Genomic DNA, 24,263 nt, shown 5'->3' with positions numbered 1-24,263 from the left:
ACAGTCGACTGCCGCCCATACGGATCGAGCCAGGCGGCTCTGAGAGACTGGGCGCGATGAGCCAGACACCGCCGCCCCCCGCACCGCCGCGAGCTCGCGCCGAGATCGACCTCGCGGCCCTGCGCGCCAACGTCCGCGCGCTGCGCGCCCGTGCGCCGCGCTCCGCGCTGATGGCCGTGGTCAAGTCGGACGCGTACGGGCACGGCATGGTGCCCTGCGCCCGTGCCGCGCTCGCCGCGGGCGCGACCTGGCTGGGCACGGCCACCCCGCACGAGGCGCTCGCCCTGCGCGCGGCCGGGATCGGCGGGCGGATCATGTGCTGGCTGTGGACGCCGGGCGACCCGTGGCGCGAGGGCATCGAGGCGGACCTCGACATGTCCGTGAGCGGCCTGTGGGCGCTGAGGGAGGTCACCGCGGCGGCCAGGGAGGCCGGTGCACCGGCCCGCGTCCAGCTCAAGGCGGACACCGGACTCGGCCGCAACGGCTGCCAGCCCGCCGACTGGCCCGCGCTCGTCGCGGCCGCGCGCGCCGCCGAGGACGAGGGCCTGGTCGAGATCACGGGTCTGTGGTCGCACTTCGCCTGTGCCGACGAGCCAGGGCACCCCTCGATCGCCGACCAGCTGGACGTGTTCCGCGACATGGTGGACCACGCCGAGAAGGCCGGCGTCGAGCCCGAGGTGCGGCACATCGCCAACTCCCCGGCCACGCTGAGCGTTCCGGAGTCCCACTTCGATCTCGTACGGACCGGCATCGCGATGTACGGCGTCTCGCCCAGCCCCGAGCTGGGCACGCCCGCGGACTTCGGCCTGCGCCCGGTGATGACGCTCGCCGCGTCCGTGGCGCTCGTCAAGCAGGTGCCGGCGGGCCACGGCGTCAGCTACGGCCACCACTACGTCACCGGCTCCGAGACGACGCTCGGCCTCGTGCCCCTCGGCTACGCGGACGGCATTCCGCGCCATGCGTCGGGCCGCGGTCCGGTGCTGGTCGGCGGGGAATGGCGGCGGGTCGCCGGCCGGGTCGCGATGGACCAGTTCGTCGTCGATCTCGGCGGGCAGACGGTCGAGGAGGGAGCCGAGGCGCTGCTGTTCGGCCCGGGCGACCGGGGCGAGCCGACCGCCGAGGACTGGGCGCGGGCGGCGGACACGATCGCGTACGAGATCGTCACCCGCATCGGCGCCCGGGTGCCGCGCGTCTATGTGAACGAGGTTCCCGAAGAGTGCGACGAGCGGACCGCCGACGAGTAGGAGAGGCACGGTGAGCGAGACCAGCACGGGGGAGGTGGCCGAGGCCGCCGCAGCGGTGGCCACGGGCAACTGGCGCAGGGCGGGCATCGCCGGTGCCGCCATAGGCGTGGTCGCGGCCGGCGCCGCCGCGGGCGTCGCGCTCGAGCGCCTCACGGTCGGGCGCGGCATGCGCAGGAAGGCGCGTCTCGCCCTCGACGCGGCCGGTCCCTACGGCTCGCTGCGCGGCATGCCCGGCACGGCGGTCGCGGACGACGGCACCGAGCTCTACTACGAGGTGGAGGAGGTCGACCCGGACGTGGCCGCGCCGCGCCGCCGCCGGATGTTCGGCCGCAAGGCGCCCGCCCCGGTCACCGTCGTCTTCAGCCACGGCTACTGCCTCAACCAGGACTCGTGGCACTTCCAGCGGGCGGCGCTGCGGGGTCTGGTGCGCGCGGTGTACTGGGACCAGCGCAGCCACGGCCGTTCGGCGCGCGGCGCCGCGCAGGCGGGCCCGGACGGCGTGCCGGTCTCCATCGACCAGCTCGGCCGTGACCTGAAGGCGGTCGTCGACGCGGCGGCTCCCGAGGGCCCGCTGGTGCTCGTCGGCCACTCGATGGGTGGCATGACGATGATGGCGCTGGGCGCCCATTACCCCGAGTTCGTCCGGGAGCGGGTGGCGGCGATCGCCCTGATCGGCACGTCGTCGGGCAAGCTCGGCGAGGTCAGTTACGGCCTCCCGGTGGCGGGCGTCAACGTGGTGCGCCGGGTGCTGCCCGGGGTGCTGCGGGCACTCGGCTCGCAGGCGGAGCTGGTCGAGCGGGGCAGGCGGGCGACGGCCGACCTGTTCGCGGGCCTGATCAAGCGGTACTCGTTCTCGTCGAGGGACGTGGACCCGGCGGTCGCGCGGTTCGCGGAACGGATGATCGAGTCGACACCGATCGACGTGGTCGCCGAGTTCTACCCGGCCTTCGCCGAACACGACAAGGCCGAGGCGCTCGTCGTGTTCGACGAGCTGCCGGTCCTCGTCCTCGCGGGTGACAAGGACCTGGTCACGCCCGGGACGCACAGTGAGGCGATCGCCGATCTGATGCCGGAGGCCGAGCTGGTGATCGTGCCTGACGCGGGGCACCTGGTGATGCTGGAGCATCCCGAGGCCGTCACCGACCGGCTGGCGGACCTGCTGGCCCGGGCGGGCGCGGTCGCGGCAGCGGCTAACGTTGGCACGTATGGAAGCACCGCTGGAAGCACCGCACAGCCCGGCGGCTGAGAAGGCCGTCGCCGGCTCCGCCCGCCTCTCGATCGAGTCCCCCGTGCAGATGCAGGATCTGGGCCGCAGGCTCGCGAAACTGCTCCGCCCCGGCGACCTGGTGATGCTCACGGGCGAGCTCGGCGCGGGCAAGACGACGCTGACGCGCGGCCTGGGCGAGGGGCTCGGGGTACGCGGAGCCGTCACGTCCCCGACGTTCGTGATCGCGCGCGTCCACCCGTCCCTGACGGGCGGACCGGCGCTCGTCCACGTCGACGCGTACCGCCTGGGCGGAGGCCTCGACGAGATGGAGGACCTCGACCTCGACGTCTCGCTGCCGGAATCGGTGGTGGTCGTGGAGTGGGGCGAGGGCAAGGTCGAGGACCTGTCCGAGGACCGTCTGCACGTGGTGATCCACCGGGTCGTGGGCGACACGGAGGACGACCGCCGCGAGGTGGTGCTGCGGGGGTACGGGGAGCGCTGGGCGGAGCTGGATCTGGCCTGAACCAGTGGGACGCGGGCGCGGTCCCGACACGAAACGCCGTACGTTCCGACAAGACGTCGGGAAAATGTTGCGCCCGGCGTCCCGCGCGTGATGACATGGTAGAGAGACCTGGTTAGGTCTACCTAACCACGCCCGCCCCCGGAGCCCACCAGGAGGCGTCCATGTCGGCATCGGAGCGCGAACCGCAGAACCGGCAGCACGCGCCCGCGGCGCCCGTGCCGCACCCCCCGGTCCTGTCGATGCGGGACCTGCTGGCGTCCTGCGCGGCGGCGAGCGCGGTGTCGACCCCGCCGCGCGAGAGGCCGCGGGCCGGGGAGACGGACGAGGCGCGGCGCGACGCCGCGTAGCGGACGGGCGGGCCCGGATTCGTACAGCCGGTTCCGTACGGGTGGTCCTACGGGACCACGACCACCTTCGAGTCGATCGTCGCGAACACCCACATCGCGTCCCCGTCGGCCCGCGTCATCCGCACGCCGCCCGTCCTCCTGTTCGGGTCCGGGCTCGCCGTCGAGCCGTTCACGGCCGCGCTGAAGCCGATCGACACGTCGCCGACCTTCGCGAACCGCACCACGTGCTCGACCGGGACCCCGTCCGACCCGGGGACGCTGCCCGAGCGCGAGGTGACGGTGTACGTGCCGGGAGCGGGGCTCACCGTCGACGGCATGACCTCGAAGGTGCGCGGCTTGCCCTTCGCGCCGACCAGCCACACCCGCCGCTCGCCCAGCGCGTAGACCACCCGCACGCCCGTACCGGAGTGCGCCGGCACCGCGAGCGGGTCCTTCGCCTTCTCCTGCGGGCTGCCGGAGGCCTTCGCCGACGGGACGGCGCTCGGGGCCTTGGGCGCGTTGAGGCTGTCGGGAACGTTCGCCGACGCCTGATAGGCGAGGAAGCCGACGACGGCCAGCGCGGCCGCCGTGAGCCCGGCCACGAGTCCCGAGCTGCTCCGTGCCACCGTGCCCACCTTTCGAATCTCTTCCCGGTTGTGGTGACGGTAGCAGCAGGCCCCGCGTTCGACGGGGCGGCCGCGCCTCCCCCGCCGGAGCCGTAGGCTGTTTGCGTGCTCTTGCTCGCCATGGATACCGCCACGCCCGCCGTCACCGCCGCTCTCCACGACGGGTCCGCCGTCGTCGCCGAGTCCAGCCGGGTGGACGCCCGAAGGCACGGGGAGCTGCTGCTGCCCGCCGTCGACCGAGTGCTCGCCGAGGCCGGCGTGAAACTCGACGCCGTCACCGGGATCGTGGTCGGCGTCGGACCGGGGCCGTACACGGGACTGCGCGTCGGGCTCGTGACGGCCACGACGTTCGCGTCGGCGCTCGGTGTCCCCGTCCACGGGGTGTGCACGCTGGACGGCCTCGCGTACGCCGCCGGCCTCGACGAGCCGTTCGTGGTGGCGACGGACGCGCGCCGCAAGGAGGTCTACTGGGCGCGGTACGCGGATGCCCGCACCCGTGTGACCGACGCCGCCGTCGACCGGCCCGCCGACATCGCCGAGCAGGTCGCGGGCCTGCCCGCGGTCGGCGCCGGCGCCCTGCTGTACCCGGAGACGTTCCCGGACGCCCGCGGACCCGAGCACGTCAGCGCCGCCGCCCTCGCCGCGCTCGCGGCCGGGAAGCTGGCGGCCGGCGAGGACTTCCTCGCCCCGCTGCCGCTGTACCTGCGCCGACCCGACGCCCAGGTTCCCAAGAACTACAAGGTGGTCACTCCGAAGTGAGCGCGGCCGCCCTGCGTGAGATGCGCTGGTGGGACATCCGGCCGGTGCTCGAGCTCGAGAACGAGCTGTTCCCCGACGACGCCTGGTCGGCCGGGATGTTCTGGTCCGAGCTCGCGCACGCACGGGGCCCGCAGGCCACCCGCCGGTACGTCGTCGCCGAGCTCGACGGCAGGATCGTCGGCTACGCGGGCCTCGCGGCGGCGGGCGGCCTCGGCGACGTCCAGACCATCGCGGTCGAACGCGGCCAGTGGGGCAGCGGCCTCGGCGCCCGGCTGCTGACCGATCTGCTCCAGCACGCCACCGCCTTCGAGTGCGACGAGGTGCTCCTCGAAGTGCGTGTGGACAACACCCGGGCCCAGAAGCTGTACGAGCGCTTCGGCTTCGAGCCCATCGGATTCCGTCGCGGCTACTACCAGCCCGGCAACATCGACGCCCTCGTCATGCGCCTGACCGTACAAGCCTGACCGTTCAAGGAACTGAGACTCACACCCATGGCTGACGAACCGCTCGTACTCGGCATCGAGACCTCCTGCGACGAGACCGGAGTCGGCATCGTCCGCGGGACGACCCTGCTCGCCGACGCGATCGCCTCCAGCGTGGACACGCACGCCCGCTTCGGCGGCGTCGTCCCGGAGATCGCCTCGCGCGCGCACCTGGAGGCGATGGTGCCGACCATCGAGCGCGCCCTGAAGGAGGCCGGGGTCAGCGCCCGCGACCTCGACGGCATCGCCGTCACGGCCGGGCCCGGGCTCGCCGGCGCGCTGCTGGTGGGTGTCTCGGCGGCGAAGGCGTACGCGTACGCCCTGAACAAGCCGCTGTACGGGGTCAACCACCTCGCCTCGCACATCTGCGTCGACCAGCTGGAGCACGGCCCGCTCCCGGAGCCGACCATGGCACTCCTCGTCTCCGGCGGCCACTCCTCGCTGCTGCTCGCCCCCGACATCACCGCCGACGTGCGTCCCATGGGCGCGACGATCGACGACGCGGCGGGTGAGGCGTTCGACAAGATCGCGCGCGTCCTCGACCTCGGGTTCCCCGGCGGCCCGGTGATCGACCGGCTGGCCAGGGAGGGGGACCCGGAGGCGATCGCGTTCCCACGCGGCCTGAGCGGCGCGAAGGACCCGGCGTACGACTTCTCCTTCTCGGGCCTTAAGACGGCCGTCGCCCGCTGGATCGAGGCGAAGCGGGCCGCGGGCGAGGAGGTGCCGGTGCGGGACGTGGCGGCGTCCTTCCAGGAGGCGGTCGTCGACGTGCTGACCCGCAAGGCAGTGCGCGCCTGCAAGGACCAGGGCGTGGACCACCTGATGATCGGCGGCGGCGTCGCGGCCAACTCGCGGCTGCGCGCGCTCGCCGAGGAGCGCTGCGAGCGTGCGGGCATCCGGCTGCGCGTCCCGCGGCCCAAGCTGTGCACGGACAACGGCGCGATGGTCGCCGCTCTGGGCGCGGAGATGGTGGCGCGCAACCGGCCGGCCTCCGACTGGGAGCTGTCCGCGGACTCGTCGCTGCCCGTGACGGACCCGCACGTGCCGGGCACGGACCCCGCCGGCGCGATCCACGACCACGATCATGTGCACGAGGTCAGCAAGGACAACCTGTACTCATGACCGTCGTCGCCCTGATGTGGGAGGCCCGCGCCGTGGACGGCCGGGGTGCCGAGCTGCTGGAGTGGGCCCGCGCCCAGCAGCTCGCGCGCGATCCGCTGCGCCGCGAGACCTTCCGGGCCGCGCCGGACCGGGTGCTGGTCATCACCTGGTGGGAGGCGGCGCACGCCGACGCGGAGCTGCCCGAACTTCCCGAGCCCGCCCCCGATGTGATCACCCGGCCGGTGCACCGCTGGCGCTTCGAGTCGCTCGGCTGAGAACCCGCCGGGATTTCCCGGAAGAAATTTCCGGGAGGATGTCGATCCGGCCGTCTCCCGTTCGACGCACAGGTGAGAGGCGGGGAACGGCCCCGTACTCACGACCCGAGGAGTCACCATGCCCCGCTTCCTGTCGATGATCCGCGTCAACGAGAACGAGATCCCCGCGGACGACTTCCCGGAGGACTTCAACGAGCGCATGGGCAAGCTGCTCGAAGAGATCACCAAGGCCGGGGTCATGCTGGACACCGCCGGCCTGCTCCCGTCCTCCGAGGGCACCCGCGTGACCTGGTCCGGCGGGAAGCTGTCGTACACCGACGGCCCCTTCACCGAGACCAAGGAAGTCATCGGCGGCTACGCCCTCATGCAGTGCAAGGACAAGGCCGAGGCCCTCGAATGGGCCAAGCGCTTCCTGGAGATCCACCCGGAGGAGTGGTCCGTCACCTGCGAGGTCCGCCAGATCATGGAGGGCTGAGCCGGCTGCGGTTGCGTCCGCTGCGCCGCGGCTGCTCTGATGGGTGGCCGTGACGGCAGGAAGCGCAGGGAACACGGTCGAGGCGGTCTTCAGGATCGAGTCGGCGCGCATCATCGCCGGCGTGGCCCGCATCGTGCGGGACGTCGGCATCGCCGAGGAGATCGCGCAGGACGCTCTGGTCGCCGCGCTGGAGCAGTGGCCGGAGTCGGGCGTCCCGGACAGGCCGGGAGCCTGGCTCATGGCCACCGCCAAGCACCGCGCCGTCGATCTCGTACGCCGCAAGGAGACGTACGCCCGCAAGCTGGCCGAGGTGGGGCGCACGCTGGAGGACGCGCCGCCGCCGCCCGAGCCGGCCGAGGCGGACGACATCGACGACGACCTCCTGCGGCTGATCTTCACCGCCTGCCATCCGGTGCTGTCCACCGAGGCCAGGGTCGCGCTCACGCTCAGGCTGCTCGGCGGGCTGACGACCGCGGAGATCGCCCGCGCGTTCCTCGTGTCGGAGCCGACGGTCGCGCAGCGCATCGTGCGCGCCAAGCGGGCGCTGGCCACGGCGGACGTGGCCTTCGAGGCGCCGTACGGAGCCGAGCGCGCCGCGCGCCTGGGCTCCGTGCTCGACGTCATCTACCTGATCTTCAACGAGGGATACGCGGCGACCGCCGGGGACGACCTCGTGCGCCCGGCGCTCTGCGAGGACGCGCTGCGCCTGGCCCGGGTCCTCGCCGGCCTGATGCCGGACGAACCGGAAGTCCACGGCCTGGCGGCGCTGCTGGAGTTCCAGGCGTCCCGCATCCCGGCCCGTACGGGACCCTCGGGCGAGCCCGTCCTGCTCGCCGACCAGAACCGCGCCAAGTGGAACCGGCTGCTGATCCGGCGCGGCATCGAGGCACTGGGACGCGCGGGCGGCGGCCCGTACGGCCCGTACTGCCTCCAGGCCGCCATCGCCGCCTGCCACGCGCGGGCTCTCCGTTACGGGGACACCGACTGGGCGACGATCGCCGCGCTGTACGGGCAGTTGGTCCGTCTCACGCCGTCTCCGGTCGTGGAACTGAACCGGGCGGTCGCGGTGTCGATGACCGAGGGGCCCGGGGCCGGACTCGCCCTGGTGGACGCGGTGGCCGGTGAACCCGCCCTGAAGGACTACCACTTGCTCCCGAGCGTCCGCGGCGACCTGCTGGCCCGGCTGGGCCGCGCCGGCGAGGCACGGGCGGAGTTCGAACGGGCGGCGTCCCTCGCCCGCAACGCGCGGGAGAGGGAACTGCTGCTGGACCGGGCCGCCCGCGCCGTGCCGTAGCCGGGGCCCGGGTGCGCCCCGCGCCCGGGAAAGCGCCCGGTAGCCTCATGACCATGTCAGGACGCACCCTCCCGCCCCCGCCCCCGCCCTTCGGCGTACGGGCGTGGCCCGACCGCACGTCGCTGCTCGCCGACCGGGCGCGGGCGATGGCGGAGCTCCACCGGATGAGCATCGGCGGGGCCGTGCTGATCCAACTGTGGTTGCTGGCCGCGGGGTTCGCGGTCGGCTGGGTGCTGGTCGCCGCCGCGCTGCGGACGTTCGACGAGCCGCTCGACGCGCTGAGCAAGATGTTCGGCGGGGTGCTGCTCCTGCTGGGCGCCGCCTTCATGGTGCCGACCGGCCTGCTGATCGGCTTCGGCCTCGCCCGCGACGCGAAGGTGCGCGGGCTGCTGCGCGCGTGGAGCCGCCTGGCCAGCGACCCGGCAGGCGACGCACGCTTCGCCTCGCCGGGCCTGAGCCTGACCTGGTTCCTGCCGTCGTTCCTGATGTGCGCGGGCGGCCTGTGGACCTGCTTCGCCGTCCCGGCCGGCGCGGAGCCCGGCCAGGACACGGTGCCGGGGGTGGTGCTGCTGATGGGTCTCGGGATGATCCTGTGGCTGACGGGCCTGATCGGCGTCTCGAAGGCGGTGGGCCACTACCGCTGGGCGCTGCGGCTCGTCCCGCGCCGGGCCGCCTCCGGCGCCCGCGTCTGATCCGGCGCCCTTGCGCGGGCCCGGCCCTGAGCCGGGGCCCGCGCCGCCGGATCGCCGGCTAGGCCGGGTGGCCCACCAGCATGGCCGGCGCCCCGGCCACTCGCGTGAGGAACACGGTCGCCGAGGCCGGCCCCTGGGGCTTCATCTTGCGGCGCAGTTCCTCCGGTTCGACCGCCGAGCCGCGCTTCTTCACGGTCAGGACACCGACCTCGCGCTCCCGGAGCAGCGCCTTCAGCTTCTTCACGTTGAAGGGCAGCGCGTCGGTGATCTCGTAGGCCGTGGCGTACGGCGTCGGGTGCAGCTCGTCGGACGTGATGTAGGCGATCGTCTCGTCGATCAGGCCGCCCGAGACGTCCTCGGCGACCTCGGCGACCAGATGCGCGCGGATCGCCGCGCCGTCGGGCTCGTAGAGGTAGCGGCCGACCGCGCGGACGGCGGGATCCGGCAGGCCGCGCCCGGTCAGGGTGTGCGGGCCCGGGAGCAGGGTCGCGCGGACCGCGGCCGGGTCCGTGCCGAACCAGAGCACCGCCTCCTTGACGTCGCCCCCGTCCGAGATCCACTCGGCCTCGGCGTCCTCGGGGACGGCCTCGTGCGGGATGCCCGGCGCGATCTTGAGCGCGGCGTGGGGGCGTGTGCGGGCCGCGGCGATCGCCCAGGACAGGGGCGGCGAATACGCCTCCGGGTCGAAGATCCTGCCCCGGCCGCCGCGTCGCGCCGGGTCCACGAACACCGCGTCGTACGCGGAGGTGTCGATGTCCGTCACGTCCGCGCAGCGGACCTCGACGAGATCGGCGAGCCCGAGCGCCTCGGCGTTGGCCCGCGCGGCCTCGGCCGTCAGCGGGTCCCGGTCCACGGCCAGGACGGAGATGCCCGCCCGCGCGAGCGCGAGCGCGTCGCCGCCGATGCCGCTGCACAGGTCGGCGACGCTGCGCACGCCGAGCGCGGCGAACCGCTCGGCCCGGTGGGCGGCGACCGACCGGCGGGTGGACTGCTCGACGCCGTTCGGGGTGAAGAACATCCGTCCGGCGTCCTCCGCGCCGAACTTCGCCGCCGCGCGCTGCCGCAGCCGGGCCTGCCCGAGGGCCGCCGAGACGAGCTCCGCCGGATGCTCGCGGCGCAGCCGGGTGGCCACCGCCAGTTCGTCGGCGGGGTCGTAGGAGGCGAGCGACGCCAGCAGCGCGGCCCCCTCCTCGGTGCGCAGGGCCAGGAAGGCGGCGAGCGGATCGGAGGCGTTCACCCGGCCATTGTGGGCCAGGCGGGGGATGCTCCGCGCGCACAGGCGGTGTCGGCCGGGCGGGCGGGCGCCGCGCTGACAGGATGCGACGCCATGCAGCTAGTACGACAAAAGGGAAAAGTGAGAGCGTACCGGGTCGGGGTGGGTCTCGCCGCGCTCGTCGTCGCCGCCACCGGCTCGGGCTGTGCGGGCGGGGACGGGCAGGCCCCGCGTCCGGCGCCGTCCGCCGCGGGGCGTCAGGCCGAGCGGGGTCCGGCGGCGCAGAAGCAGGCGGCGGGCCCGTCCGGTGCGCTGTCCGCGTACGCCGGAAAGGTCAGGCGGGCTCAGGCCAAACGGGCCGCGGCGGCGAAGAAGTGGGGCCTGGAGCAGACCCCGCTCGCCGCGCCCCCGCCGCCCGCCGTCAAGCCGAGGATCACCACCCGCAAGGGCTTCGAGGTCGAGGGCGGCGACGAACTGCCGCCGGTCTTCACCACCGTTCCGACCAAGGAGAAGATCGTCTTCCTGACGATCGACGACGGCGCGGAGAAGGACCCCGAGCTGCTGCGGATGATGTCCGAACTGCAGATCCCGTACAGCGCCTTCCTCAGCGACTACGTGATCGACGACGACTACGACTACTTCGAGAAGATGCGGGACCGCGGCGTCGCGCTGCACAACCACACCCTCAACCACCCCTATCTGCCCGGCCTTTCGTACTCCGCCCAGAAGCGGGAGATCTGCAGCCAGCAGGACAGGCTGCAGAAGCGGTACGGCACGCGCCCGCGGCTGTTCCGCCCGCCGTACGGGAGCTACAACAAGGACACGCTGCGCGTCGCGAAGTCCTGCGGGATCGAGGCTGTGCCGCTGTGGGCGTCCGAGGCGTTCCCCGATCGCATGGAGTGGCGCGAATGGGACCGGGACCTGCACCCCGGCGACATCGTCCTCACCCACTTCCGGGGCCGTGGGGAGTGGAAGGGCACGATGCCGGACATGATCCGGCGGGTCATGCGGACCGTGACCGCCAAGGGCTACGCCGTGGCGAAGCTGGAGGACTACGTGTGAGCCGTGCGCACCGGCTGCCGACGACCCGGCGAGGAGCCGGGCCGCACGGCGGCGCGGAGGACGCCGCTCGCCGCGGGCGGCACGGCCGTCGGGGGAGCGGCCGGGACCGGATCAGGCCGCCACGCGGCGCTGCATTGGCACTCCGCTTGACCGAGTGCTAATCGCAGTCATAGTCTCGCTCCTGGCACTCCCCACCGGAGAGTGCCAACACAGCGACGGGCAGGTCCGGCACCCGCGACGACGGATCCACCTGGTCGCCACCTCAGATCAGTTAACCCCGTGAGATCTCCGAAGGGGGAGGTCGGATCGTGACGACCACCAGCTCCAAGGTTGCCATCAAGCCGCTCGAGGACCGCATTGTGGTCCAGCCGCTCGACGCCGAGCAGACCACGGCTTCTGGCCTGGTTATCCCGGACACCGCCAAGGAGAAGCCCCAGGAGGGCGTCGTCCTGGCCGTGGGCCCGGGCCGCTTCGAGAACGGCGAGCGCCTTCCGCTCGACGTGAACGTCGGCGACGTGGTGCTGTACAGCAAGTACGGCGGCACCGAAGTGAAGTACAGCGGCGAGGAGTACCTCGTCCTCTCGGCCCGCGACGTGCTCGCGATCGTCGAGAAGTAATTCCTGCTTCACCCGGCAGATTTGCTTTGAGCTGCGCCCCTGGCCACCCCGCTGACGCCGGGCGGCGAGGGGCGCGGTTCTTTTGAACACGATTTCCGAGAGGGCTGAATCGCTCCCATGGCGAAGATCCTGAAGTTCGACGAGGACGCCCGTCGCGCCCTCGAGCGCGGCGTCAACAAGCTTGCCGACACGGTCAAGGTGACGATCGGCCCCCGCGGCCGCAACGTCGTCATCGACAAGAAGTTCGGCGCGCCCACCATCACCAACGACGGTGTCACGATCGCCCGCGAGGTCGAGGTCGAGGACCCGTACGAGAACCTCGGCGCCCAGCTGGTGAAGGAGGTGGCGACCAAGACCAACGACATCGCGGGTGACGGTACGACCACCGCCACCGTGCTGGCCCAGGCCCTGGTCCGCGAGGGCCTGCGCAACGTCGCCGCCGGCGCCTCCCCGGCCGCCCTGAAGAAGGGCATCGACGCCGCGGTCAAGGCCGTGTCCGAGGAGCTCCTCGCGACCGCCCGCCCGATCGAGGACAAGGCCGACATCGCCGCCGTGGCCGCGCTCTCCGCGCAGGACCAGCAGGTCGGCGAGCTCATCGCCGAGGCGATGGACAAGGTGGGCAAGGACGGTGTCATCACCGTCGAGGAGTCCAACACCTTCGGCCTGGAGCTCGACTTCACCGAGGGCATGGCCTTCGACAAGGGCTACCTGTCCCCGTACATGGTGACCGACCAGGAGCGTATGGAGGCCGTCCTCGACGACCCGTACATCCTGATCCACCAGGGCAAGATCTCCTCCATCCAGGACCTGCTCCCGCTGCTGGAGAAGGTCATCCAGGCGGGTGGCTCCAAGCCGCTGCTGATCATCGCCGAGGACGTCGAGGGCGAGGCTCTGTCGACCCTGGTCGTGAACAAGATCCGCGGCACGTTCAACGCGGTGGCCGTCAAGGCCCCCGGCTTCGGCGACCGCCGCAAGGCGATGCTCGGCGACATGGCCACCCTCACCGGTGCCACCGTCATCGCCGAGGAGGTCGGCCTCAAGCTCGACCAGGCCGGTCTGGACGTGCTGGGCACCGCCCGCCGTGTCACCGTCACCAAGGACGACACCACCATCGTCGACGGTGGCGGCAACTCCGAGGACGTGCAGGGCCGCATCAACCAGATCAAGGCCGAGATCGAGACCACGGACTCCGACTGGGACCGCGAGAAGCTCCAGGAGCGCCTCGCGAAGCTGGCCGGCGGCGTGTGCGTGATCAAGGTCGGCGCCGCCACCGAGGTGGAGCTGAAGGAGAAGAAGCACCGTCTGGAGGACGCCATCTCCGCGACCCGCGCCGCGGTCGAGGAGGGCATCGTCTCCGGTGGTGGCTCCGCGCTCGTCCACGCCGTGAAGGTGCTCGAGGGCAACCTGGGCAAGGAGGGCGACGAGGCCACCGGTGTCGCCGTCGTCCGCCGCGCCGCCGTCGAGCCGCTGCGCTGGATCGCGGAGAACGCCGGCCTCGAGGGCTACGTCATCACCGCCAAGGTCGCGGAGCTCGAGGCGGGCCAGGGCTTCAACGCCGCCACCGGCGAGTACGGCGACCTCGTGAAGGCCGGCGTCATCGACCCGGTCAAGGTCACGCGCTCCGCCCTGGAGAACGCCGCTTCCATCGCCTCGCTGCTGCTCACGACCGAGACTCTGGTCGTCGAGAAGCCGGCCGAGGAGGAGGCCGAGGCGGGCCACGGCCACGGTCACGGCCACAGCCACTGACGTACGGGCCTCACGGCCGTACGAGCCTCACGGCGCCTGAGACGCCGATGACGCCGAGAAGGCCCCCGTCCCCCGCTGTCCGCGGGGGCGGGGGCCTTCGCCGTTCGCACCGGGGTCGTCGGTCACATCGCGCCGAGCTGCCGCATCAGGCGCATGACGTCGAAGTGCCACCAGCCTTCCTTGATCTTCCCGCCCTCGAACCGGAAGATCGTCGTGCCGGTCATGGAGCACTGCTCTCCGGTGGCCGGGATGCCTTGGAAGTCGCCCTTGTGCTTGCCGCTCCAGGTCCACAGGAGGCACACATCGTCACCTTCGGCCACCTGCCGGTCGAGCTCGAAGGTGAAGTCGAAGGCCTCGCGCCACATCGTCAGATCGCGTCGGATGACGTCGCTGCCGACCTCGGACTCCTCCTCGTTGGCGACGTCGTGGTCGATGTAGTCCGCGGCGAAGATCTCGTCGATGGCGTCGAGGTTCCCGCCGACGGCGATCTCGTGGAAGAAGCGGCGGGCCATCGCCGTGTTGAGCTGGTCGTCACGGACCACGTCGAGGTCGGTGAACGACGGCATCCCGTCGCAGAGCGCCACCATCTCCTGGAAGATGCGGTCGGTCTCGGGCAGCTTGGAGTTCCGCATCGCCTCTTCGTACGAAGGGAACTCGACGATGTCGACGTAGTGCGACCCCTCCGAGCGGTCCTTCCCCATGATGAGGTGCGAGGTGGTCCGCCTTCCCTTTGTCTTCTCGACCCACTGGTCCATGAGCGCATTCACGCCCTCGAACCGGTCGGTCTTGTAGTCGATGATCTGTACGAATTTCATCGTGCCTCCCAGGGTCGATGGCGTACCTCCATTTTAGTGACGCAGGTCACATCGGGCGCCTCAGGCCGAGCGCTCCAGCGTCCCCGGGTGGACCGGGTCGGCGAACGGCATGCCCCGCGCGAACCGCTCCACCTCGTCCAGGGCCTGGTCGGTCATCCGGTGCAGCTCGCCGCCGAGCGACCCGGCGATGTGCGGCGTCAGCAGCACGTTCGGCAGGTCGTACAACGGCGAGTCCATCGGCGGCAGTTCGGGGTCGGTCACGTCGAGCACGGCGTCCAGTCGGCCGGAGACGAGCTCGGGCAGCAGCGCCTCCTCGTCGACGAGCGAGCCGCGCGAGGTGTTGATCAGCGTGGTCCCGTTCCGCATCAGGGCCAGCCGGCGGGCGCCGATCATGTGGTGGGTGGCCGGGACCTGCGGCGCGTGGACGGTGACGACGTCGGCGCGGGCGCAGAGCTCGTCCAGACCCGTGCACTCGACCCCGAGCTCCGCCGCCCCGGAGTCGTCCACATACGGGTCGTACAGCAGGACCCGCAGGTCGAAGGGGCGCAGCAGTTCGATCACGCGCCGCCCGATGCGGGACGCGCCGATGACTCCGACCGTACGGCGGTAGTTGCCGGCGCCGTCGAGCTCACGGTGCCAGTTGTGCTCGGTGCGCAGCTGCGCGTACCGGTGGGCGGAACGCAGCACCCGCTTGCCGGCGAAGAGGACAGCGGCGAGCGTGAACTCCGCGACGGGCAGGGCGTTGGCGGCCGCCGCCGAGGTCACGGCGATGCCCCGGTCCCAGCACGCCTGGGTGATGTGGTGCTTGACCGAGCCCGCGGCGTGCACGACCGCGCGCAGCCGGGGTGCGGCGGCGAGCACCTCGGCGGTGAGCGAGGGCGCGCCCCAGCAGGTCAGCAGCACCTCGGCCTCGGCGAGCGCGGCGGCGACGCGTGGCGAGGGGGCGGTCAGGTCGTGGGCGACGAGATGCGGGTCGGTGCGGGTGAGCGCGGTCAGCCGTTCGCGGTGGCGGTCGGCGAGCAGCCGGGCGGCGACGGCCGGATTCATGGCAAGCAGCAGCGCGGGGCGAGTGTCAGTGGCGTGGTGCATGGTGGAATTCGGGCTCCTCACAGGTCGCTTGGGTCACTTGACGCTGCCGGCGGTCAGGCCGGCCTTCCAGTGCCGCTGAAGTGAGACGAAGGCGACGATCAGGGGTATGACGGCGAGCAGGGAGCCGGTCACGACGAGCGGGTAGAACTCCGGCTCGGCGTGGGAGTTGCTGTTCCACGCGTACAGGCCGAGGCTCAGCGGGAAGAGCTTCTGGTCCGAAAGCATCACGAGGGGGAGGAAGAAATTGTTCCAGATCGCGGTGAACTGGAAGAGGAAGACAGTCACGAAGCCCGGCATCAGCATGCGCAGCCCGATGGACCAGAAGGTGCGCAGCTCGCCGGCACCGTCGATACGGGCGGCCTCCAGGGCCTCGTCGGGGACGTAACCGGCGCTGAAGACCCGGGAGAGATACACGCCGAAGGGGTGCACCAGTACGGGGAGGAGCACGGCCCAGTAGGTGTTGACGATGCCCACCTCACTGGCGAGCAGGTACATCGGCAGGGCGAGCGCGGTCGTCGGGACGAGCACCCCCAGCAGGACCACGCCGAACAGCTTCTCCTTGCCCCTGAAGTGGTACTTGTCGAAGGCATAGCCCGCCGCGACGCTGATCAGTGAGCTGACCACGGCTCCGCCGCCCGCGTACAGCAGGCTGTTGAGGTACCAGCGGAAGTAGACGCCGTCGCCGTACGAGGCCAGGGCGGACAGGTTCGCGCCGAGGTTGAACCCCTCGAAGGAGAAGGCGTTTCCGGCGAGGAGGCCGCCGGTGTCCTTGGTGGCCGCGGTGACCAGCCACACGAGTGGGAAGAGCATGTAGAGCGTGGCGAGGGCGAGCGCGGCGTTGACGGCGCCCTTCGACATCCAGGGGGAGGCGGGGGAGCTCATGCCTTCTTCTCCTTCCGGCCGGTGAGGCGGGTGACCCCGAAGGAGAGCAGCGCGGCGGTGAGCGCGAGGAGTACGGAGGCGGCGGCCGCGAGTCCGTAGTCGTTGCGGTCGAAGGCCGCGGTGTAGGCGTACATGTTCGGTGTCCAGGTGGAGGTGACGGAGGAGCCGGTGCCCTTGTTGAGGATCAGCGGCTCGGTGAACAGCTGCAGCGATCCGATGACGGTGAAGAGCGCGACCATCACGACCGAGGCGCGGATCAGCGGGACCTTGATGTTCAGCGCGGTGCGCCAGGCGCCCGCGCCGTCCACCGTGGCCGCTTCGAGCACGGAGCGGTCGATGGCCTGGAGAGCGGCGTAGAAGATCACCACGTTGTAGCCGAGCCATTCCCACAGCGCGATGTTGATCACGGAGGGCAGGGCGCCCTCGGGGGCGAAGAAGTCGAAGCCGATGCCCCCGGCCTCCATCGCCTCGACGACCGGGCTGAGTTGGGGGGTGTAGAGGTAGACCCAGATCAGGGCCGCGATGATGCCGGGGACGGCGTGCGGCAGGAAGAGCGCGAGCTGGAAGAAGCGGCGGGCGCGGGCGAGCGCCGAGTCGAGGAGCAGGGCGAGGACGAGGGCTCCGCCGATCATCAGCGGGATGTAGAACACGCAGTACCCGAGGAGTACGACGAAGCCCTCGCGGAAGGCCGGGTCACCCAGCGCCGCCGCGTAGTTGTCGAGGCCGCTGAAGACGGTCTCTGTGCCGCCGAAGCCCAGTCCGGACTGCTTCTCGGTGAACAGGCTCAGCCAGACCGCGTAACCGATCGGCAGCACCATCACCAGCAGGAAGAGGACGAAGAAGGGGGTCAGCAGGACGCCGGCAGCGGCGCTGGTACGGGTGCGGGCCTTCATGGTGTTCCTCAGCCCTCGACCTTCAGGCCGCGCTTGTCGAGCTCGGAGACGGTCGCGTCGTGTCCGGCCCTGACGGCGTCGGCGATCGTCGCGCCGCCGGTCGTGACCTTGCCGAAGGCGTCCTTGATGGCGGTGTTCGTGGTGCCGGAGGTCGGGCCCCATGCCCAGTTCGGGCCGATGGAGGCGCCTGCGTCCTCGAAGACCTGGTAGATGTCCTGGCCGCCGTAGTACTCCGTGTCGAACGCGGACTTGGCGGCCGGACGCAGTTCGGAGGCGGCGGGGAAGGCGCTGGAGGTGCCGGATTCGATCCGGGCCTTGATGCCGTCCTCGGTGGTCGTCATCCACTTCGCGAACTCGACCGCGGCCTCGGCCTTCTTGCTGTCCTTGGTCACGGCGAACGTGGAGCCGCCCAGCATGCCGCTGGCCGGCTTTCCGTCCCAGGTGGGCATCGGCGCGACGGCCCACTTGCCGCTCTGCTCGGGCAGCGTGCCCTTGAGGACGCCGGCGCCCCAGGAGGCGCCGAGGTATCCGACGGTGCCGCCGCTCTTGAGGGAGTTGGTCCACTCGGGACTGAAGGAGGCGTTGCTGCGGATGAGGTCGTCGTCGAGGAGTCCCTGCCAGTAGGCCGAGACCTTGGCCGTGGCGGCGTCCGTGGTGTCGATCTTCCAGGTGTCGCCCTCGGCCTTGAACCACTGGGCGCCGGCCTGCCAGACCATGGCCTGGAAGGTGGTCGGATCGTCGGGGAAGAAGGTGCCTATGCGCGCCTTCTTGTCGGCTTTCTTCACCTTCTCGGCGGCCTTGCGGAAGTCGTCCCAGGTCTTGGGGACCTCGACGCCGTACTTCTCGAACAGGTCCTTGCGGTAGTAGAAGGCCTGCGGCGAGGCGTCGAAGGGGACGGCCCAGTTCTTGCCGCCGAGGGTGGTCAGTTCGACCGCCTGCGGCAGGAACTTCTTCTTGACGTCGTCGGGCAGGTGGGAGCTGATGTCCTGGACCGCTCCCTGGCTCACGAACTCGGGGAGCATCGGGTACTCGATGGAGACCAGGTCGGGCGCGTTGCCGGCCTTCACCGCGTTGGAGATCTTGGCGTAGCCTCCGGCGTTGCCGGAGGGGGTCTCCTCGAACGTCACGCGGATGTCGCTCTGCGAGGCGTTGAACGCGTCCACGACTTCCTGCGTCCCCTTGGCCCATCCCCAGAAGGTGATGGTCACCGGCTTCCCGTCGCTTCCCTCGGTCCGGGAGTCCCCGCCGCTGCCGCCGCAGGCCGTGAGCACGGCGAGGGCGGAGGCGGTGGCGATCGCGGCGACGGAGTTTCTGGTCCGGCGGGTCCGGACATTCCTGGTAGGGCTCACGGCACAGCTCCTGACAAAGCGGCGGCATTTGCGGTTGGCCGCGATCCTTGGCCGAGGCGTGAGCGAAGTCAAGAACGAATGATCGAATGATCGAAAAAGGTCAGAAACCGTTTCTGTCGGCGTCCGCCCGCTCGGCGCCCGTTCCCGCCGCGCCCCCGCTCGCACGGCGCGCCCCGCACGAGTCCCGCACCCGCAGGCGCGGCAGCAGCGACAGATGCCGCCGCGGCTCGTCCGCGTCGTGCCGGCCCGTGAGCCGCTCCACGAGCAGCCTCGTCGCCTCCCGGCCGACCTCGCGCTTGGGCGGGGCCACCGCGGTCAGCGGGATGTCGGCGAGCGCCGCCACCTCGTCGTCGTACGCGATCAGCGCCAGGTCGTCGGGCACCCGTACGCCGAGCTCGGCCAGCCGCTGCACCATCTGGATCGCGTCGACGTCGTTGTGCACCAGCGCCGCGCTCGCCGTGCCCGAGACCACCGCCTCGTGCAGAGCGCGCACGGCCGCCTCGAACTCCTCCGGACGCTGCTCGGCGGGCACCGAGTCGATCATGGTCCGGGGGGCGCGCAGTCCCAGTGCGCCGAGCGCGTCCGTGTACCCGGAGCGCACCGCGAGGGCGGTCGGGCTGTCGGCCCGGGCCACCAGCAGCGGTGTGCCGTGGCCCAGGTCCATCAGGTGGCGTACGGCCAGCAGGGCGCCGTGCCCGTGGTCGGACGCCACGCGGTCCATGCCGTCCAGGGCGCTGCCCGGCGCGGCGCGGCGCTCCAGCAGCACGGCGGGCACCGGCAGGCGGGTGATCCATTCGCCGTGCTCGGCCGGGTCCCCGGGGGCGCGCCAGCCCGGGGCGATCAGCAGCCCCTCGGCGCCGGCGGCCAGCAGCCCCTCGGTGCGCATCGGGTCCTCCTCGGGCCGGTAGTCCGAGATCCGCAGGATCAGCCGGGAACCGGCGCGCGCGGCCGCCTCGTGGGCGCCGCGGATCACCTCGGCGAAGTAGTACGTCGAGGAGGGTGCGAGCAGTCCGAGCACGGGGCCGTGCCCGCCAGCCGCCGACGGTGCGCCGGTCGCCGCCGCGGGACGCCGCCCCGGCCAGGACACCGAGCCGTGGACCCGGTCGAGCCTGCCCTCCCCGGCCAGGAGCTCGACGTCCCGGCGCGCGGTCACGGGCGAGACGCCCAGCAGAGCGGCCAGGTCGGAGACGCGTGCGCTGCCGCGTTCCCGTACCAGCTCCAGCAGTCGTTCGTGACGTTCGGCAGCACTCTCGCGCACGGTGAAGGTCCCCCTCGCAGTGTGTGGCCCGGCTGATGCCCACTCTACGGCAGTGTGATCGAACGACGGGAAGTTTCGATCATTCAAACGCAATCCATTGACGTTCGATCAAAGGAAGTTCATGCTTCCGCCGTCGCCCGTCGTCTCTGCCCAGGGGAGCATCATGCCGTTCGAGCCCACCGGCTGGACCCGGGAGCACTGGGAGAACGCCGCCGACGACCTGCTTCTCGCGGTGCGCCCGTGGGCCTCGGCGCGGAACGGCCTGATCAGTCTCCCCGGTGCCCGCCCGAGCTGGTCGGGCCCCCGCTCCGACGGCCTCGAAGGCTACGCCCGTACGTTCCTCCTTGCCGCGCTCCGCGTCGCGGGCGCGGCCGGCGAGGACCCGCACGGCTTCCTGCCCCGGTACGCCGAGGGGCTGGCCGCCGGTACCGAGGGCCCCGCTCCCACGGGCGACCTGAGCCCCCAAGCGCCCGATGCCTGGCCGCTCATGGCCGACGTACGCCAGGCCGTCGTCGAATCCGCCTCCGTCGCCCTCGCCCTGCGGCTCACCCGCCCCTGGCTCTGGGACACCCTCGACGACAGGACCCGCGAACGAGTCGTCGACTGGCTGCTCCCGGCCCTCGGGCCCTCGCCGGTCGACAACAACTGGTGGCTCTTCGGCCTCACCGTCGCCGGCTTCCTCCAGGACGCCGGCATCGAGACCGACCGGGCACAGCGCACCATCGACCGCGCACTCGGCCGCATCGAGCAGTGGTGGCTCGGCGACGGGTGGTACAGCGACGGCCCGAACCGTGCCTTCGACCACTACAACGCCTGGGCCCTGCACTTCTACCCCGTCCTGCACGCCCACCTCGCGGGCGACAAGGCCCTGCTCGACCACTACGGCCCGCGCCTGCACCGCCACCTCGACGACGTCACCCGTCTCTTCGACGCCAACGGCGCGCCCCTGCCCTACGGCCGCTCCCTGACCTACCGCTTCGCCGCGGCCGCGGCCCCCTGGCTCGGCGCGCTGACCGGCCACACCCCGCTGACCCCCGGCGCCACCCGCCGGCTCGCCTCCGGCACCCTGCGCCACTTCCTCGACCGGGGTGCCACGGACGAACGAGGGCTGCTCACCCTGGGCTGGTACGGCACCTACGAACCGGCCGTCCAGAGCTACTCCGGGCCCGCGTCCCCCTACTGGGCCTCCAAGGGCTTCCTCGGCCTGCTCCTCCCCGCGACCCACCCGGTGTGGACCGACCCCGAGGAACCTCTCCCCGCCGAGACCGAGGACGCGGTCACCACGCTGGGCCCGCCCGGCATGCTGATCCAGTCCACCGCCGCCGACGGTCTCGTACGCCTCCACAACCACGGCAGCAACCACGTGGACCCGCGGGAGGACGACCCGGGGTACGCCCGGTTCGCCTACTCCACCCGGACCGGCCCGGCCATCGAGACCGCCGACAACCACTTCGCCCTGCTCATCGACGGTGCGCCCACCCGGCGCGGCCCCGCCGAGCCGCTCGGCCACGGCCCCGGCTGGGCCGCCTCCGCCCACACCCCGCACCCCGGCGTGCGCGTCGTGTCCGCCACGCTCGCGCACGGCCGCGCCGAGGTCCGCGCCCATCTGGTTGTCGGTGCGCCGCCCGGGACGCCGGTCCGCCAGACCGGCTGGGCCACCGACGGCACGGTGACCGCCCAGCTCCACCCCGTCCACGGCTACGGCGTCGCGGCACAGTCGGCGACGGGCCCGACCCTGGTCGCCGACCGGAGCCGTACGCACGTGCTCGAAGGGCGCACCGAGTCGGCCGAGTCGCTCTTCGTCGCCCTCGCCTCGGTGACCGCCGAGCCGGACCCGGCCCCCGTCGCCACCCTCGCAGACGTCCAGATCACCGGCCGCACCATCCGGGTGACCTGGGAGAACGGATCAACTGCCCTGATCGGCCTCGACCCGGAGGACCCGTGTCCGGTCGGCATCTCGGATCACCGGGGCCCGCCTGGTTCGTGAGAGAAGGCGCCCGGGAGTCGACTGATCACTGCGGTCCGTACTTGCGGCCTGCTCGCGAGCTGACCCCTCCGAGCAGGCCGCGCGGCGCCAGCTTCACCATGCCCATCAGCGCCTTGTACCGCGGATCGGGGATCGACAGCGACTTGCCCTTTGCCAGATCCGCCAGCGCCGACGACACAAGCTTGTCGGCGTCCAGCCACATCCAGCCCGGGATGTTGTCCGTCCCCATCCCGGCCCGCTGGTGGAACTCCGTCCGGACGAAACCGGGGCACAGAGCCATCAGCCGCACGCCCGAGCCCGCCATGTCCCGCGCCACGCCCTGCGTGAACTGCACGACCCACGCCTTCGACGCGCCGTACGTGCCGCGCGGCACGAACGCCGCCACCGAGGCCACGTTCACCACGCCTCCGCGGCCCCGCTCCCGCATCGAGCCGGCCGCCGCCGACGTCAGGCGCAGCACCGCCTCGCAGTGCACCTTCAGCATCGTCAGCTCGTCGGCCATGGACACCTCCAGGAAGCGTCCCTTGTTCCCGAAGCCGGCGTTGTTGATCAGCAGATCGACCGGGTGCCTGCGGTCCGCGAGCCGTTTCTCGACCGCCGCCATCCCCTCGTCCTCGGACAGATCCGCCGTCAGCACCTCCGCCTCGATGCCGTGCCGGTCGTGCAGCTCGGTGGCCTGCTCCTGCAGCCGCTCGGTGTCGCGGGCCACCAGCACCAGATTGCGTCCCTCGGCCGCCAGCCGCCGCGCGAACGCGGCGCCGATGCCCGCGGTCGCTCCCGTGATCAGTGCAGTCGTCATAGGCGGCACGTTAGTGCCCCGCGTGTGAGGGCGGCGTACGCACCTCGCCCGCCCGCTGTCCCTTCTCGACGACCACGAACTGGCCCATCATGCCCTCGTCCTCGTGGTACAGCAGATGGCAGTGGTACATGTACGGAGTGTCCGGGTCGGCCGGGCCGGTGAACCGCACGGCAATCCTCACGCTCCCGTTGCCGGGCACGAAGACGGTGTCCTTGGCGCCGCGCAGATGCGGCGGGGGCTGCCGCCCGTCGACCTCCACCACGCGGAACTGCACGTCGTGCACATGGAAGTTGTGCGGCATCCCGTCGTTGTTGCTCAGGACCCAGGTCTCGGTGGTGCCCCGGGTGACGGTCTCGTCGATCCGCTCCATGGACATCGGCCTGCCGTTGATGCCCGACCGCTGAAGGCCGAAGAACCGCGTCCGCACCGACTCCCCGGCGTCCGGCAGCTCCGGCTCGCCCAGCCGTCCCGGCAGTTCCGGGGAGGGGTGCAGCGTCTTCGCGGCGCGCAGCTCCAGCACGTCGAACGCGTCGTCGCCGCCGTTGAACCGGGTCTGCCAGAAGTCGCCCAGACTCTGTGGATGGCTGCGCAGCACCGCACGCTCGCCGGGTTGCATCCGCACCACTATCTCCGCCCGTTCACCGGGTGAGAGCCGGACACGGTCCATCGGCACCGCCTTCTCCAGCAGCCCGCCGTCCGACCCGACGAGCGAGAAGCGCCGGTCGTCGGCGAAGCCGAAGTGGTAGACGCGGGCGGTGGAGGCGTTGAGCAGGCGCAGCCGTACCAGCTCGTCACCGACCTCCTTGTACGGGTCGAGAGTGCCGTTGACCAGGGTCCGGTCGCCCAGGAAGCCGCTGTTGGACATGAGCTTGTGGCCGTGGTCGAACTCTGCGCCGTCGAAGCGGACGTCCTGCACGATGACGGGCAGGTCGTCGACGCCGTACCGCTTCGGCAGCGGAAGCCGCGCCGACCTCTCGTCGTCGAGCAGGAACATGCCGGCCAGTCCCCGCCGCACGTGCTGCTCCGTCTTCCCGTGCGGATGCGGGTGGTACCAGAGCGACGCCGCCGGCTGGTCCACCGTCCAGTGCGGGCTCCAGGCGCCGCCGGGCACCACCGCCTGGTGCGGGCCGCCGTCCATCGCGGCGGGCAGGTGCATGCCGTGCCAGTGCACGGTGGAGGTCTCGCCCAGACTGTTCCGTATCCGCACCTGGACCTTGTCGCCGCGTGCGGCCCGCAGGGTCGGTCCCAGATAGTCGCCGTTGAAGCTCCAGGTGGGCGTCCGCAGCCCGGCTCTGAACTCCTTGTGCCCGGCCTGCATCGTGAGATCGAAGACCTTGGTGCCGTCAGGCCCGACGGTCGGTTCGGCCAGGGGCGGCACGGCCAACTCGCGGCTGAACGTGGTGCCGACGGTCGACACCCGGGCGTCGGAGTACAGCCAGAAGAACCCGCCGCCGACCGCGACGGCGAAGGCGACGCCGACGGCCGTGAGAATGATGATGACGCGCTTGAGCCGGGACATGCCTCCAGCGTCCCGGCCGCCGCGCGCGGC

Annotated in this window: 25 protein-coding genes; 15 read left to right on the top strand and 10 right to left on the bottom strand. The window is 71.8% G+C overall.

Annotation, left to right across the window (positions count from 1 at the left end; all coding sequences use genetic code 11):
• Positions 1–56 precede the first annotated feature (56 nt).
• The 4 genes from alr to QFZ82_RS16800 all read left to right on the top strand — a co-directional run bounded on the left by alr (position 57) and on the right by QFZ82_RS16800 (position 3,321).
• A complete protein-coding gene (gene alr / locus QFZ82_RS16815; RefSeq protein WP_307713960.1) occupies positions 57–1,244 on the top strand; it encodes an alanine racemase in 1,188 nt (395 codons plus the stop codon).
• A 10-nt stretch (positions 1,245–1,254) separates the two neighbouring features.
• A complete protein-coding gene (locus QFZ82_RS16810; RefSeq protein WP_307713959.1) occupies positions 1,255–2,490 on the top strand; it encodes an alpha/beta fold hydrolase in 1,236 nt (411 codons plus the stop codon).
• On the top strand, positions 2,462–2,974 hold the full coding sequence (tsaE, locus tag QFZ82_RS16805; RefSeq protein WP_373429425.1) for a tRNA (adenosine(37)-N6)-threonylcarbamoyltransferase complex ATPase subunit type 1 TsaE: 513 nt from the start codon (positions 2,462–2,464) through the stop codon (positions 2,972–2,974). Before QFZ82_RS16810 ends, tsaE begins: the two co-directional genes overlap by 29 nt.
• A gap of 161 nt (positions 2,975–3,135) precedes the next feature.
• Positions 3,136–3,321: a hypothetical protein gene (locus tag QFZ82_RS16800; RefSeq protein WP_307713957.1), complete on the top strand. Its 186-nt coding sequence runs from the start codon at positions 3,136–3,138 to the stop codon at positions 3,319–3,321.
• A gap of 47 nt (positions 3,322–3,368) precedes the next feature.
• On the opposite strand, the gene QFZ82_RS16795 is transcribed toward QFZ82_RS16800, so the two are convergent.
• Positions 3,369–3,902, bottom strand: coding sequence for a hypothetical protein (locus tag QFZ82_RS16795; RefSeq protein ID WP_307717748.1), 534 nt, complete (start codon positions 3,900–3,902; stop codon positions 3,369–3,371).
• Positions 3,903–4,031: 129 nt separating this feature from the next.
• Between QFZ82_RS16795 and tsaB the strand changes: the two genes are divergently transcribed.
• The 7 genes from tsaB (at position 4,032) to QFZ82_RS16760 (ending at position 9,004) form a co-directional block, all read left to right on the top strand.
• Positions 4,032–4,685, top strand: a complete 654-nt coding sequence (tsaB, locus tag QFZ82_RS16790) for a tRNA (adenosine(37)-N6)-threonylcarbamoyltransferase complex dimerization subunit type 1 TsaB (protein ID WP_307713956.1) — start codon at positions 4,032–4,034, stop codon at positions 4,683–4,685.
• The gene (gene rimI, locus QFZ82_RS16785; RefSeq protein WP_373429294.1) at positions 4,682–5,149 is read left to right on the top strand and encodes a ribosomal protein S18-alanine N-acetyltransferase; all 468 of its coding nucleotides are present in this window, start codon (positions 4,682–4,684) and stop codon (positions 5,147–5,149) included. Before tsaB ends, rimI begins: the two co-directional genes overlap by 4 nt.
• Before the next feature lie 27 nt (positions 5,150–5,176).
• Complete coding sequence (tsaD, locus tag QFZ82_RS16780) at positions 5,177–6,289, top strand: tRNA (adenosine(37)-N6)-threonylcarbamoyltransferase complex transferase subunit TsaD (protein WP_307713955.1); 1,113 nt, start codon at positions 5,177–5,179, stop codon at positions 6,287–6,289.
• Positions 6,286–6,543 (top strand): hypothetical protein, encoded by a 258-nt coding sequence (locus tag QFZ82_RS16775; RefSeq protein ID WP_307713954.1) that lies wholly within the window; start codon positions 6,286–6,288, stop codon positions 6,541–6,543. Before tsaD ends, QFZ82_RS16775 begins: the two co-directional genes overlap by 4 nt.
• A 118-nt stretch (positions 6,544–6,661) precedes the next feature.
• The gene (locus QFZ82_RS16770) at positions 6,662–7,018 is read left to right on the top strand and encodes a YciI family protein (RefSeq protein WP_307713953.1); all 357 of its coding nucleotides are present in this window, start codon (positions 6,662–6,664) and stop codon (positions 7,016–7,018) included.
• A 43-nt stretch (positions 7,019–7,061) separates the two neighbouring features.
• Positions 7,062–8,312, top strand: a complete 1,251-nt coding sequence (locus QFZ82_RS16765) for an RNA polymerase sigma factor (protein WP_373429293.1) — start codon at positions 7,062–7,064, stop codon at positions 8,310–8,312.
• 53 nt (positions 8,313–8,365) lie between these two features.
• The gene (locus tag QFZ82_RS16760) at positions 8,366–9,004 is read left to right on the top strand and encodes a hypothetical protein (protein WP_307713951.1); all 639 of its coding nucleotides are present in this window, start codon (positions 8,366–8,368) and stop codon (positions 9,002–9,004) included.
• A gap of 58 nt (positions 9,005–9,062) precedes the next feature.
• Here QFZ82_RS16760 and QFZ82_RS16755 read toward each other — a convergent pair whose 3' ends face one another.
• Positions 9,063–10,283, bottom strand: a complete 1,221-nt coding sequence (locus QFZ82_RS16755) for a methyltransferase domain-containing protein (RefSeq protein WP_373429424.1) — start codon at positions 10,281–10,283, stop codon at positions 9,063–9,065.
• A 48-nt stretch (positions 10,284–10,331) separates the two neighbouring features.
• On the opposite strand from QFZ82_RS16755, the gene QFZ82_RS16750 reads away from it, so the two are divergent.
• The 3 genes from QFZ82_RS16750 to groL all read left to right on the top strand — a co-directional run bounded on the left by QFZ82_RS16750 (position 10,332) and on the right by groL (position 13,642).
• Positions 10,332–11,279 (top strand): polysaccharide deacetylase family protein, encoded by a 948-nt coding sequence (locus QFZ82_RS16750; protein ID WP_307713949.1) that lies wholly within the window; start codon positions 10,332–10,334, stop codon positions 11,277–11,279.
• 308 nt (positions 11,280–11,587) lie between these two features.
• Positions 11,588–11,896 carry a co-chaperone GroES gene (groES, locus tag QFZ82_RS16745; protein ID WP_177148652.1) on the top strand — a complete coding sequence of 103 codons (309 nt, stop codon included), beginning with the start codon at positions 11,588–11,590 and terminating at the stop codon, positions 11,894–11,896.
• 117 nt (positions 11,897–12,013) lie between these two features.
• Positions 12,014–13,642, top strand: coding sequence for a chaperonin GroEL (groL, locus tag QFZ82_RS16740; RefSeq protein WP_307713948.1), 1,629 nt, complete (start codon positions 12,014–12,016; stop codon positions 13,640–13,642).
• 122 nt (positions 13,643–13,764) lie between these two features.
• Here groL and QFZ82_RS16735 read toward each other — a convergent pair whose 3' ends face one another.
• The 6 genes from QFZ82_RS16735 to QFZ82_RS16710 form a co-directional block, all read right to left on the bottom strand.
• Positions 13,765–14,457 carry an ester cyclase gene (locus QFZ82_RS16735; protein WP_307713947.1) on the bottom strand — a complete coding sequence of 231 codons (693 nt, stop codon included), beginning with the start codon at positions 14,455–14,457 and terminating at the stop codon, positions 13,765–13,767.
• A 60-nt stretch (positions 14,458–14,517) separates the two neighbouring features.
• Complete coding sequence (locus QFZ82_RS16730) at positions 14,518–15,546, bottom strand: hydroxyacid dehydrogenase (RefSeq protein ID WP_307713946.1); 1,029 nt, start codon at positions 15,544–15,546, stop codon at positions 14,518–14,520.
• A 33-nt stretch (positions 15,547–15,579) separates the two neighbouring features.
• Positions 15,580–16,428, bottom strand: a complete 849-nt coding sequence (locus QFZ82_RS16725) for a carbohydrate ABC transporter permease (RefSeq protein ID WP_307713945.1) — start codon at positions 16,426–16,428, stop codon at positions 15,580–15,582.
• Complete coding sequence (locus QFZ82_RS16720; RefSeq protein ID WP_307713944.1) at positions 16,425–17,321, bottom strand: carbohydrate ABC transporter permease; 897 nt, start codon at positions 17,319–17,321, stop codon at positions 16,425–16,427. The genes QFZ82_RS16725 and QFZ82_RS16720 overlap by 4 nt, the downstream gene beginning before the upstream one ends.
• Before the next feature lie 8 nt (positions 17,322–17,329).
• Entirely contained in the window at positions 17,330–18,616 is a 1,287-nt protein-coding gene (locus QFZ82_RS16715) for an ABC transporter substrate-binding protein (protein WP_307717746.1), read from the bottom strand.
• A gap of 154 nt (positions 18,617–18,770) precedes the next feature.
• Positions 18,771–19,928 (bottom strand): substrate-binding domain-containing protein, encoded by a 1,158-nt coding sequence (locus tag QFZ82_RS16710; RefSeq protein ID WP_307713943.1) that lies wholly within the window; start codon positions 19,926–19,928, stop codon positions 18,771–18,773.
• Between the two features lie 163 nt (positions 19,929–20,091).
• On the opposite strand from QFZ82_RS16710, the gene QFZ82_RS16705 reads away from it, so the two are divergent.
• Positions 20,092–21,915: a DUF2264 domain-containing protein gene (locus QFZ82_RS16705; RefSeq protein ID WP_307713942.1), complete on the top strand. Its 1,824-nt coding sequence runs from the start codon at positions 20,092–20,094 to the stop codon at positions 21,913–21,915.
• Between the two features lie 25 nt (positions 21,916–21,940).
• On the opposite strand, the gene QFZ82_RS16700 is transcribed toward QFZ82_RS16705, so the two are convergent.
• Together QFZ82_RS16700 and QFZ82_RS16695 are read right to left on the bottom strand one after the other, a co-directional pair.
• Entirely contained in the window at positions 21,941–22,714 is a 774-nt protein-coding gene (locus QFZ82_RS16700; protein ID WP_307713941.1) for an SDR family oxidoreductase, read from the bottom strand.
• A 10-nt stretch (positions 22,715–22,724) separates the two neighbouring features.
• Positions 22,725–24,233 (bottom strand): multicopper oxidase family protein, encoded by a 1,509-nt coding sequence (locus QFZ82_RS16695; protein WP_307713940.1) that lies wholly within the window; start codon positions 24,231–24,233, stop codon positions 22,725–22,727.
• Between the last annotated feature and the right edge of the window lie 30 nt (positions 24,234–24,263).

This window comes from Streptomyces sp. V4I23 (genome assembly GCF_030817975.1).
GTDB lineage: Bacteria > Actinomycetota > Actinomycetes > Streptomycetales > Streptomycetaceae > Streptomyces.
The sequence above is the reverse complement of the archived record's forward strand: the minus strand, read 5'-3'. Positions and strand labels throughout refer to the sequence as shown.